The organism is Variovorax sp. GW821-FHT09D07, assembly GCF_059416345.1.
The window spans coordinates 301,320-312,682 of the sequence record NZ_JBWKOY010000008.1; the positions used below are offsets into that span (position 1 = coordinate 301,320).

Here is an 11,363-nt window from a genome sequence, read left to right on the forward strand (position 1 = left end):
ATTGTTTCAATTCCGTGAACACTGCGATTCAGAATGACTGGGGTTTACCCTAGGAATTTGGCGCACACTTCAGGGCATCCAAAGCCCGATCAAGAAGGAATTGAAATGAAGACCTCGAACATCCTCGCCGCCGCCGCTCTCTCCCTGCTCGCCGCCGCTGGCGCCGCCCACGCAGAGACCTACGAAGGCGTTCACGCCGTGACCTCCGGCTACAGCCGTGCCGACGTGGCACCGCAAGCCGTGGCCGCCGCCCGTGCCGGCAACGAATACAGCGACGCCGTGTCGGCCAGCGTGGCCCCCGTGCTGGCCTCGTCGGTGGACCGCGCTTCGGTCCGCGCCGAAGCCGTGGCAGCCGCCCACGCTCCCGGCCAGAACCTGCGCCGCGAATCCTTTGCCGGCAGCGTGATCCCCTCGCAGGCACGCAGCTTCACGCGCCAGGCTGGCCTGTGATCGACGGCGGCGCAAGCCGCCTCGGTTGAGAGAGACCACCACCCGAAAAGACCGGACAGTGCAACAGCACCGTCCGGTTTTTTCGTGCCTGTTCAGGCGAGGCGGTGGTCACGGTGGTCGCGATGGCAGTGGCAGTCGGGCGCGTGGTCGTCGACGATGCCCGTGGCCTGCATCCAGGCATAAACGATCACCGGCCCGACGAACTTGAAGCCGCGTTGCTTCAGTGCCTTCGACATCGTTTCGGACAGCGGCGTCTGCGTGGGCACCGTGCCCGTGGTGTTGACGACCGGCTGGCCGCCCGCCAGGCCCCAGACGAAATCGGAGAAATCTTCGCCCGCCGCCTGCATGGCCAGGTAGGCCTTGGCGTTGCCGATGGCGGCTTCGATCTTGGCGCGCGAGCGCACGATGCCCGCGTCCTGCATGAGGCGCTCGACATCGGCCGGCGTGAAGCGCGCCACCGTCTCGGGCACGAAACCCTCGAAGGCCGCGCGGAAGGCGTCGCGCTTGCGCAGGATGGTGAGCCACGACAGGCCGGCCTGGAAGCCGTCGAGCATCAGCTTTTCCCACAGCGCGCGGCTGTCGCGTTCGGGCACGCCCCATTCGGCGTCGTGGTAGCTGGCCAGCAGCGGATCGGTGCGGGCCCAGGCGCATCGCTGGGGCGAAGATTGGCTGTCGTCGTGAGGCATGGCTCGGCTATCGTCGGGGAATGTTTTCGGAATGAGGGGTGACCCTGATGCAGCAGTCTCGTTTTTCATTGTCGGCGCTTTCGCTGGCTCTCATGGCGCTCGCCGTCGCTGTCCCGGCCGGTGCCGAGACCCTCAAGAAGCCCGCGCTCGACCAGCTCGCCGCCGCCTGGAAGGGCGGCCGCACGGCGCCCGATTTCAAGGCTTTCCTGGCCCAGGCCGCGCAGGCCCAGCCCGCGCTGCAGGCCAGTGTGGCGGCCTACACCGGCGGCAAGGCGCTGGCGGGCGACGACCTCGTCAACATCGCGCGCCTGCTCGGCCTGTACAACCGGCTGCAGAACCAGCAGGCCGTGATCGCCAGCATCGGCACCATGGTCGCCTTGCCCACCGTGCGCAACGTGCAGGTGCCGCCGCACGAGAGCCCGCCGATGGTCGCGTTCGGCCAACTGGTCGAGAAGATGGCGAAAGATTTCGGGCTGGGCTACCGCAATGTCGATGGCCGCATCTTCGAAGTGAGCCTGAAGGGCCGCGGCAGCGAGGAGTTCGGCATCCTCACGCACGCCGACGTGGTGCCGGCTGTGCTGTCCGAATGGGTGCTCGACGACGGCACGCGCCTCGATCCCTTCGCGATGACGCGCGTGGGCGACTTCCTCTACGGGCGCGGCACCATCGACGACAAGGGCTCCATCGCCGCCGTGCTCTACGCCATGAAGGCCGTGAAGGACAGCGGCCTGCCGGTGGAGCGCGGCGTGCGCCTGATGATCGAGACCACCGAGGAAACCGGCGGCGACGCGATGCAGTACTACCGCGACAAGACGCCGCTGCCGGCCTACAACATCGTGCTCGACAGCAAGTACCCCGCGGTCGTGGCCGAGAAGGGCTCGGGCGCGCTCAAGGTGTTCTTCCCCGCGGAAGCGGCCGACCCTGCCGCGACCGCCATCACCGCGATGAGCGGCGCCGCCTCGGCCAACGCTATTCCCCAGACCGCGACCGCCACGCTCAAGGGCGGCGACCTCGCGGCCGTGGCCGCGAAGCTCGAGGCCGCCAAGGCCGCCTTCGTGCGCAAGTACGAAAGCCAGGGCGGCAAGTTCGCCATCGACGTCGCGCGCGGCGCCGAGGCCGTTGAGCTGAAGGTCACGGGCACCTCGGCCCACGGCTCGAGGCCCGAAGAGGGCGTGAACCCCGTGCCGCGCCTGACGCTGTTCCTGAAGGAGTCCGGCGTGCCGCTGGCCGCCAACCCCTATCTGCGCGCCGTGCAGTACATCGACGCGCTCTACGGCACCGGCTACCTCGGCGAGAAGATGGGGCTGGGCTACCAGGACGACTTCATGGGCCCGCTCACGATGTCGCCCACGCTGGTACGCATGGGCGCCGACGGCCGCCTCGAAGTGACGGCCAACGTGCGCATGCCGCGCGGCCGCACGCCCGACGAACTGAAGGCGCAGGTGGCGGCCAAGGTCAACGGCTGGGCCACGGCCAGCCAGGTGAAGTTGGAGCTGGCCTACGACCAGGGCAACTGGATGGCGCGCGACCCGAAGGGCGCGTGGCTCTCGACCCTGCTCAACATCTTCGGCGACACCACTGGTCTGGAGGCCAAGCCCGTGCCCACCGCCGGCAGCACCACGGCCAAGCTGATGCCCAATGCCATCAACTTCGGCCCCGCGATGCCCGGCAAGAAGTACACGGCGCACAACGCCAAGGAATACAAGGAAGTGCCCGACCTCGACGCCGACATGCAGATGTTCACCGAGATGCTGGTGCGCATCGGCAACCTGCAGCAGATGCAGTAGCGGCCGGCGCTGCGCTGCTGCCGCGCGTCAGGATTTCGATTTCGCCAGGGGCACCAGGGGTGCCCCGTTTTTCTTCTTGGCCTGGATCTCCGCGATGGTGCGCCGCATCGCGACGAAGCGCTTGGCGGAGCTCGGCGGAGCGCTCATGAACCCCTTCTTCTTCGCGCCGGCCGTGTGCACCCCGAGCTCGCGCCAGATCCGTTCGGCGCCGTCGATGTCGTAGCCCGCCGCGGCCACCATGTAGAGGCCGAGGTAGTCGGCCTCGGCGTCGAACTGCTGCGAGAACGGTGACGACAGGGCCTCTTGCGCCAGCCCGGTGCCGCCCAGCGCGCCATCCACGATGCCGGCCGCGATGCCCACCGCGCGCGTCTTGCCGCCATGCGACAGCACGCCGTTGGCCAGCTCGTGCCCCAGCACGATCGCGAGGTCGCGGTTGTCGGGAAAGAAGCGCATCAGCGCCGAGTTGACGACGATCTCGTGCCCGTCGTTCTCCGCATGGACCTCGTTCTTCATGCGCGTGACGGCGGTGTAGTTGCACGCCGTGGTGTACGGCAGGCGCAGCGCCGTCGACTGGCCCTCGCGCTGCACCACGGCCTCCAGCCAGCCTTCGCGCCGGGCGGGCTTGGCGCGTGCCGCGTCGATCAGCACGTCGTTGAGCCGATCGATCCCTTTCTCACCGGCGGGCAGCGGCTTGCCGCCGACGGACAGCAGCACGTCCCCGGCGCGCAGCGGCGTGGCCGGCACCTGCTTCCTGTCGAGCGTCCACAGCACGGTCAGCCGGTCGTCCAGATGCAGGGTCTGCTTCGCCGCCGCGCGTTCGTCCTTCTCGAAGCTCCACAGGCTGGCGATGTGCGCGCCCAGGCTGGCCCGCACGTCGCCGCCGCAGAACGGCGCGCTGTGCTCCAGGAGCGGGATCGCCACGTCGTCGAGCCGGCGCTGCAGCGTCATGCGGTGGTTCAGCGACAGCGACTGCTGCAGGGACTGTTCCTGGACGACGTCAGGGTCGTCGCTGGCCGGCCGGATGGAGGCGGCGCAGGCCGTGAGGACGAAGGTGGCCGCGATCGACGCGCAGGCCGGGAAGAAGGACGGGCGAGGGTTGTTCATTCGCTCAAGAGGTGCTGGGCATCGGTCGCATCCAGGCGCGGACGCGATACCTGAATCCATGGGGAGGGAGATTTCCCGGCGGCGATGGCGACCAGGATTCCCAGGCAAGGCGAGGTGTCCCGCCCGCTGGAATTGTGGGAGCGCCAACGCGCCCCAAGCTGAAGATCAGATGAAGGATCAGCCTGACTTGCGCGCGCGCAGCGTGGCCGAGGGCAGCTCGCCGAAGCGCTGCTGGTAGGCCGCGGCGAACAGGCCGAAGTTGGCGTAGCCCCATGCCTGCGCCACCGAGCGCACCGTCGCGCCGGCGTCGGCCATCAGCAGTTCGGCGCGCACGCCCTGCAGGCGCTGCTCGCGCAGCGAGCGCATCGGCGTGGCCTGGCGGTATTCGCGAAAGGCGCTGTTCAGCGTGCGCACGCTGACGCCCGCCACGCTCGCCAGTTCGCCGAGCGTGGGCGCGTGCTGGGCGTGCTCGCGGATGTGGCGCTCGGCCGCCAGCACATGCCGCGGCGCCATGCGGTGCTGCACCGCTTCGGCCGGGTGCTCCAGCTGCGCGCGCCACTGGGTCAGCACGTGCACGCCGATCATCTCTTCGAGGTGCCGCCCCAGCGGACCGGCGTCGACCGCCTCGGGCAGCTCGGTGACGCAGCGGCACGCATACGACAGCAGCGCGATCCAGCTCGAGTGGGCGCCGCCGAACTTGAACTTGCGCGTCCACAGCCGCTCGTCGGCGGGTGCGCCGAACCAGCGCGCGTGCAGCGCGGCCAGCGCGTCGTGCGAGAAGCTGAGGTTCACCTGCAGGTGGTTGGCATCGAAGTCCACCCAGTAGTGCGTGCGCGAGGTGTCGACCACGAAGGCGTCGCCCACGCCGGTGTCGGCATAGGCGTTGGCTTCGGACCAGTGGCGGCCCGCGCCGCGCACGGTCGTCAGCACCATGCCGACGCCGCTGTCGGGCGAGAAGTCCTTGATGTTCACCGGAATGCCGTAGTGGAAACGGCTCAGCGTGAAGTGCCCGATGCGCGTGGCGTCGAGCACCGAGTCGGGCGTGCGCGCCCGCCCGATGGGCGTGACGCGGTAGGGCATGTAGATGCGGTCCGACCAGCGCCGGATGTCGTCCCAGTCGTGCGAGGCCACCAGGCGGTGGCGCTCGCTCGGCTGCCCGCGGGCGTCGGTGACCAGCACGTTGCGGATCGCATCCATCGCGCACCTCGGTTCAGAAGGAAGAAGGCGCACGCCCCGGGGCGCGCACCGCTCAGCGGTTCAGCGGCTCAGCGGTGATGGTAAACCGCGGTCTCGAAAGCCACGAAGCCCGGGTAGCTTGCGCAGTCCTGGAACGGCAGGATCTGCGTCGCCCAGTAGCCGCCGATGCCGCTCTCGCGGTCGATCCAGAAGAAGCTGTTGGCCAGGCCCGCCCACATCAGCGAGTTCGCCGGGCGGCCCGTGGGCGCGCGCTCGCGGTTGGTCATGAAGGTGTAGGCCCAGCCCTTGTCGGTGCCGGGCAGGAACTCACCCGTGTTGCTCAGCGACGGAACCGACGTGCGCCAGCCACCCACCGACAGGTCCATCGCGGCCAGGCCGTCCTGCGCCATGCGCTGCACCGTGTGGGCCTTCAGCACGCGCCCGTGCGGCCCGGCACCGTCGTTCAGCACCATGCGGATGAACTTCATGTACTCACCCACGGTGGCATACAGGCCGTGGCCGCCCATGTCCATCGGCGGCGGCTCGGGCAGCACCAGCTCGGGCAGCGGCGTGAGCCGGCCATCGGCGGCGCGGTCGTGGATGGTCACGCGGCGCGCCTTCATCGACTCGGACATCCCGAAGCCGATGTCCTGCATGCCCAGCGGCTCGAAGACGCGCTCCTTCATCACCTCGCCCAGGCGCTTGCCGCGCTGCTGTTCGACGATGCGGCCCAGCCAGTCGATGTTGGCGCCGTAGGTCCAGGCCGCGCCCGGCTCGTGCAGCAGCACGGTGCGGATCGATTCGAAGCTGCCCGACACCACCGTGGGAATGTTCAGCGCGGCGCGGTACTTCAGGTCGTCTTCGCTGAAGAACTCGTAGCCCAGGCCCGAGGTGTGCAGCATCAGGTCGTTGACCGTGATGCGCCGGCGCGGCGCGCGCGTGCGCGGCCGGCCGTCGGCGTCGAAGCCGTCGAGCACCTGCAGTTCGTCGATCTCGGGCACGTAGGCGCCGGCCGGGTCGGTGAGAGAAATCTTCCCTTCTTCGACCAACTGCATCACGCAGGTGCCCGTGATCGCCTTGGTGGTCGAGAAGATGGCGAACACGCTGTCGGTGGCCATCGGCCGGTCGAGCCCGAGCTCGCGCGTGCCGGCGGCGCCTTCGTAGAAATTGCCCGTGCGGTCGGTCGCCATCGCGACGACGCCGGGGGCGCCGCCGTGGCGGTGAACGGTCTGGTGCAGCGTTGCGTCGAGCGCGGTCTTCAGCCTGTGCGAGGTCATGCCTTCTTGTCTCCTGTGTGAGGAGGCCGGGCGGTGTGTGAAGGGTTGCCTGCGCGCCGGCCTGCCATGCGAAATTCCGCAGGCAGCGGCAATCTAGGGCCGCAGGCTCACCAATCCTGTTCGCAAATGGCGGGCGGCTGTCCAGGTCTGGCAGTCATTGCACGCGCGTGACCCGCGACGCGCGTGCGGCGTGATTCAGCCCACGCCGTGCGCCTGCAGCACTGCCTTCAGCCGCCGCACTTCGTGCTGCAGGTCGAGGATCAGCGCGGCGGCGTCCAGGTTCACGCCGAAGTCGCGTTCGAGCCGGCGCGCTTCGAGCGCGTGCTGCAGGTCGGTGCTGGAGAACTCCCAGCGTTCGGGCGGTGCGTCGGTCGTGGTGACCTGCTGCACGATGCCCACTTCGACCAGCTGCACGACCCAGGCGGTGTCGGCGCCGCAGGCGTGCGCCAGTTCGTTCGCGGCCAGCGGGTGCGAGACGCCGATGGCCGTGGTGGTGGTCACGGAAGAAAAGTTCGCCATGCTCAGACTCCCAGGTGCTGGCGGGGGTTGAACGAGGAGGTCGCCTGCGCGAGTTGCGTGTAGGCGTTGCGCGCGGCCTCGCTGTCGGCGGGCGGCAGTGCGATCTCGAGCAGCAGGTACAGGTCGCCGGGCGTCTTGCCCGCGAAGCCGCGACCCTTGAGCCGCAGCTTCATGCCACCGCGCGCGTTGGGCGGCACGGTGACCTCGACCACGCCGCCGGTGGGCGTGGGCACCTGCACCTGCGCGCCCAGCGCGGCTTCGGCCGGCGTGACGGGCAGCGTCATGTACAGGTCGCGCTCTTCCACGCGGTACAGCTTGTGCGGCGCGATGCGCACCTCGAGGTACAGGTCGCCGGCCGGTTCGCCGCCGTGACCGGGCATGCCCTGGCCTGCGAGGCGGATGAACTGGCCGGGGTGTACGCCGGGCGGGATCTTCACGGCGAGCGTGCGGTTCTCCCACTGCGGGTGGCCCTGCGCGTCGAGTGTCTGGGCGCGCAGCGTGAGCTCGCGCTCGGCACCGTTCAGCGCGTCTTCGAGCGTGATCTCGATGGCCGCGTGGTGGTCTTCGCCGCGCGCGCGGTAGTTCTGGCGCGTGGCACCGCGCCGCTCGGCGTCGCCGAACATCGACGAGAAGAACTCGCTGAAGTCGGCGTGGTCGGCCGGGCCCTGGCGCGGGCCGCGGTGAAACTCGTAGCCGGTGTCCCAGCCGGGCGGCGGCTCGAAGCTGCCGTCGGGCCGGCCGCCGCGTGCGACACGGTCGGCCAGCGCGTCGTAGGCGGCGCGCTTCTCTTTGTCGCCGAGCACATCCTTGGCCTCGTTGATGTCGCGCATGCGCTGCTCGGCGTCGGGCTCCTTGCTGACGTCGGGGTGGTACTTGCGGGCGAGCTTGCGGTAGGCCTTGCGCACCTCGTCGTCGGACGCGGTGCGTTCGACGCCCAGTGCGCTGTAGTAGTCCTTGAATTCCATGGTGGGTGGTGATTCCTTTCAGGACGGCGTACAGATCAACCGGGAGCCAGGTCAGGCCAGGGCTGCTCCGCCGTCGGCTTGCCGCTGTTGCAGCGGCGTCACGGCCCATGTGGGGCCGGCACGTGTGAAGCGCAAGGGTTGCGCGTTGCCGAAGATGCTCGCATCGACCGCCACGCCCAGCAGCGCGGCCAGCGCGTAGAGCGTGCCGCCGTGCGCCACCACCAGCACCGGCGCGGGCTGCGCGGCGAGCGCGGCGGCCAGCGCCTGGCGCTTGCGGTCGACGAACTGCGCCAGCGTCTCGCCGCCCTCGGGCTCGCAGGCCCAGTCGATGTTGGCGGACGAGGTGCCGATGAGCGCGCCGAAGTTGCGCTCGCGCAGGTTCTCGTGCGCGCTGGGCACGAGGCCCAGGGCGCGCGCCACGGTGTGGGCGGTGTCGAAGGCGCGGCGCGCGTCGCTGCACACGATGGCGCCGATCGGCTCGCCGGCCAGCAGCTCGGCCGCCTGCACCGCCTGCTGCTCGCCGAGCGCGCTCAGGGGCTCGTCGGGCGCCTGGAAGACGCGCAGCGCGTTGCGCCCGGTCTGGCCGTGGCGCAGGAAGTAGAAGTGATCGCAGGCCGGGGCGAGCGGCTGCTCGGCGGCCAGGCGGTTCAGCAGGTCGATGCCTGTGGCGGCGTGGGCGGGAAAAGGAACGGGGGTCGAGGACATGGTTCAGTACGCCAGCTGCAGCGGCTTGCCTTCGCGCTGCGCCTGCACGTCAGCCGGGTGGAAGGGCAGCGGATGCCACTGCTTGGCCGCGAACAGCGGCAGCTGGTCGTAGGCGCGCGGCGAGGCCGGGTCGCTGCTCTGGCCGTAGGTGAGCAGGCCTTGCGCCACCGGACCGCGCGCGTCGAAGGTCACGACCTGCATGTAGCTGCTGCCGTAGTTGATGGCGTAGCCCTTCGGGTCGATCAGCGGCTGGCCCTGCGATTCGAGCTTGTTGAGCACGCCTTCGAACTCGTCGCCGCCGGGCAGCGCGATCTTCTGGCCGCGCACGGTGCGCGACTGCGGCACGCCCAGCGCCACGTCGGCCGCGAAGCCGGCGGTGCGCACGGTGCCGACCGCGTCGCCCAGCGCCTTGAACACCGCCTCGCGCGTGGCGGGCGTGGCCATGTCCAGGCCGGTGGGCGTGGTCACGGGCTGCGCCGGGTCGAAGGGCACGCGCCAGACCTTCGGCAGGTCCTTGGCCTTGCGCCAGAACTCGCGGAACAGCGCCGCGCCCTTCGACTCGGCGTTGCTGGTGCGGTCCCAGGCGGAGAGCACGCGGCAGCCCAGGGCCTGGTCGGCGCTCAGCGCGGCGCCGGTGGCGGTGCACGCGGCCTTCAGGTCGTCCATCACCAGCATGCCGGCGAGGTTCCTGTCGCGGAAGATCACGCTGCGCAGCTCGGCCGCGCCCATGCGGTTGCCCGGCAGGCCGTCGGTGCCGGCCAGTCGGCCTTCGATTTCCATGATGCCGCTGCGCGTGCGCAGCCGCTGCGGCACGCCGACGGGACCGACCAGCGGCGACACGCCGGCCATCGGCGGCACGCGCGGGTTGCTGAGCCAGAAGCTGTCGTTGCTGTTCTGCACCCAGTCGGGCGTGACGACGACGGGCATGCGGGCCGGCGCGATGATGCCCGGCGCGGCGGCGCTGGGGTCGCGGTGCCAGGCGCAGGCGCTGCGCGAGCCGTCCAGCACGGGCAGGCCGGCGGCGTTGAGCAGCGCGGCGGCGGCCGGCGAGGGCGCGCAGGCCTTGAGCATCTCGGCCGACACGTCGGGCACGACCGACAGGTCGGCGTACATCGCGTTGCCTTCGCGGTCGGCCGCCAGGGTGTTGATCCACGGGATGCCCTGGTTGCCCATGGCGGCGCGCAGCTCGGCGACGTTGCGGGCCCGGCCCATCTTCATCCAGCTTTCGGCCGAGCGCACGTTGAGCGTGTTGGCGTCGCGGATCGCATAGGCCTTCTGGGCGGTCCAGCCCAGGCCGGCGCGCGGCAGCGACACCACGGGGCCCCAGTCGGTGGCATAGAAGGTGTGCTGCATGGGCGCGCCGCCCGCCGTGGCGGCGGCCGGCAGTGCGACGGTGCGCGCGACCATCTTCTTCGGCTGGCCGTCGACCCAGTACACGGTCGGGTCGTTGGGGTCGAGCTTGAGTTCGTACAGCGTGAAGCGCTTGCCGGTCGACACCGTGTGGGTCCAGGCCACGTCCTTGTTGAAGCCGATCGACACCACCGGGCTCAGGCCGCCGGTGGCGCCCATCACGTCGAGCTGGCCGGGAATGGTCAGGTGCATCTGCCAGAAGCGGTTGGTGCCGTTCCAGGGGAAATGCGGGTTGCCCAGCAGCAGGCCCTTGCCGTCGGGCGTGGCGTTGCGCCCGAAGGCCCAGCCGTTGGAGCCCAGCTCGCCGCCTTCGGGGTTGGCGTTGAAGCTGTGGCGGCCGATCTCGGCCACTGCCTGCTCGAGCGCGACCGGCGCCGCACCGGTCTTGACGCCCGGGGCCGGCGGCACGGCGGCCAGCACGGCGCCGGCCAGTGCGCCCAGGCCGCCCTGGATCATCGATTGCTCGGTGGCGCGCGCCAGGTCGGCGGCCGTCATCGGGCGCACCCAGGGCTTGCCGCGGCAGGCCTCGGGCAGGCCATTGGGGCCCGCATCCTGCAGGTAGCGGTTGTAGCCCGCCACGTAGCCGCGCAGCGCGGCCTTCACCTCGTCGTTGGTGGTGGCTGCCGCGCGGGCCAGCGCCGCGTCGTCCATGTGGTAGCGCACGAACAGGTCGATCTGTGCGTTGGGCATGCGGCCCAGGCCGAAGTCGCCGGTGTTCTGCGCCCCGAGGAACTGCGCGCGGTCGCCGCGCAGCGTCAGCAGGTGCTCGGCGGTCTGGCAGACGTTGTCCTGCGCGTGCGCGTAGGCCGTGCCGTAGGCCAGGCCTACGTAGTCGGGCGCCGTGATGTGCGCGATGCCGAAGGTGGTGCGCTCGATGCTCACGCTGCGGCTGCCGGGCGGCGGCGTGCTGGCACAGGCCCCGAGCAGGGCGACCAGGCCCAGGGAGAGGGCCGTCAACGAGAACCGGGAGCGCGAGGTGTTCGAAGTCATGGGGCGGGCGTGAGGTGGGGAAAGGGTCGAAAAAGAGGGACCGATTAGAGGATGAACCTCCGCCGCGCACTGTCGCCAGCGCGGCACGCCTTGCCGCCTAGGGCCTGTTCACCCTATTTCTGGCGTCGCGAAGGTCTGCCAAGGCGGGCCAATCAAGGCGCGTGACGCCGCGTGTGCATGCGCACACGCAAGGAGCGCAACGCCGAGTGGCCCGCCTTGGCAGACCTTCCCTTCGGGTTGGCTGGCAAAGGGGCCGTCTGCGGCGTTGCCCGCGCTTGCAAGGCTTCAGCCTTG

10 protein-coding genes are annotated in these 11,363 nt (G+C 70.2%); 2 read left to right on the top strand and 8 right to left on the bottom strand.

The window, feature by feature from the left end; all coding sequences use genetic code 11:
- Nucleotides 1–105: 105 nt before the first annotated feature.
- The gene (locus AC07OX_RS25710) at nucleotides 106–450 is read left to right on the top strand and encodes a hypothetical protein (RefSeq protein ID WP_062481853.1); all 345 of its coding nucleotides are present in this window, start codon (nucleotides 106–108) and stop codon (nucleotides 448–450) included.
- Between the two features lie 92 nt (nucleotides 451–542).
- On the opposite strand, the gene AC07OX_RS25715 is transcribed toward AC07OX_RS25710, so the two are convergent.
- Nucleotides 543–1,136, bottom strand: coding sequence for a DNA-3-methyladenine glycosylase I (locus AC07OX_RS25715; RefSeq protein WP_495262151.1), 594 nt, complete (start codon nucleotides 1,134–1,136; stop codon nucleotides 543–545).
- Nucleotides 1,137–1,183: 47 nt separating this feature from the next.
- On the opposite strand from AC07OX_RS25715, the gene AC07OX_RS25720 reads away from it, so the two are divergent.
- Nucleotides 1,184–2,923, top strand: a complete 1,740-nt coding sequence (locus tag AC07OX_RS25720; RefSeq protein ID WP_495262150.1) for a dipeptidase — start codon at nucleotides 1,184–1,186, stop codon at nucleotides 2,921–2,923.
- A gap of 27 nt (nucleotides 2,924–2,950) precedes the next feature.
- On the opposite strand, the gene AC07OX_RS25725 is transcribed toward AC07OX_RS25720, so the two are convergent.
- The 7 genes from AC07OX_RS25725 to AC07OX_RS25755 form a co-directional block, all read right to left on the bottom strand.
- Nucleotides 2,951–4,027, bottom strand: a complete 1,077-nt coding sequence (locus tag AC07OX_RS25725; RefSeq protein ID WP_495262149.1) for a M48 family metalloprotease — start codon at nucleotides 4,025–4,027, stop codon at nucleotides 2,951–2,953.
- Between the two features lie 177 nt (nucleotides 4,028–4,204).
- Nucleotides 4,205–5,224, bottom strand: coding sequence for an AraC family transcriptional regulator (locus tag AC07OX_RS25730; protein ID WP_495262148.1), 1,020 nt, complete (start codon nucleotides 5,222–5,224; stop codon nucleotides 4,205–4,207).
- Nucleotides 5,225–5,292: 68 nt separating this feature from the next.
- Complete coding sequence (locus AC07OX_RS25735) at nucleotides 5,293–6,480, bottom strand: serine hydrolase domain-containing protein (protein ID WP_495262147.1); 1,188 nt, start codon at nucleotides 6,478–6,480, stop codon at nucleotides 5,293–5,295.
- A gap of 195 nt (nucleotides 6,481–6,675) precedes the next feature.
- Nucleotides 6,676–6,999 carry a chaperone modulator CbpM gene (locus AC07OX_RS25740; RefSeq protein WP_495262146.1) on the bottom strand — a complete coding sequence of 108 codons (324 nt, stop codon included), beginning with the start codon at nucleotides 6,997–6,999 and terminating at the stop codon, nucleotides 6,676–6,678.
- A 2-nt stretch (nucleotides 7,000–7,001) separates the two neighbouring features.
- A complete protein-coding gene (locus AC07OX_RS25745) occupies nucleotides 7,002–7,964 on the bottom strand; it encodes a DnaJ C-terminal domain-containing protein (RefSeq protein ID WP_495262145.1) in 963 nt (320 codons plus the stop codon).
- 51 nt (nucleotides 7,965–8,015) lie between these two features.
- Entirely contained in the window at nucleotides 8,016–8,669 is a 654-nt protein-coding gene (locus tag AC07OX_RS25750; RefSeq protein ID WP_495262144.1) for a histidine phosphatase family protein, read from the bottom strand.
- 3 nt (nucleotides 8,670–8,672) lie between these two features.
- Nucleotides 8,673–11,069, bottom strand: coding sequence for a penicillin acylase family protein (locus AC07OX_RS25755; protein ID WP_495262143.1), 2,397 nt, complete (start codon nucleotides 11,067–11,069; stop codon nucleotides 8,673–8,675).
- Nucleotides 11,070–11,363 lie beyond the last annotated feature (294 nt).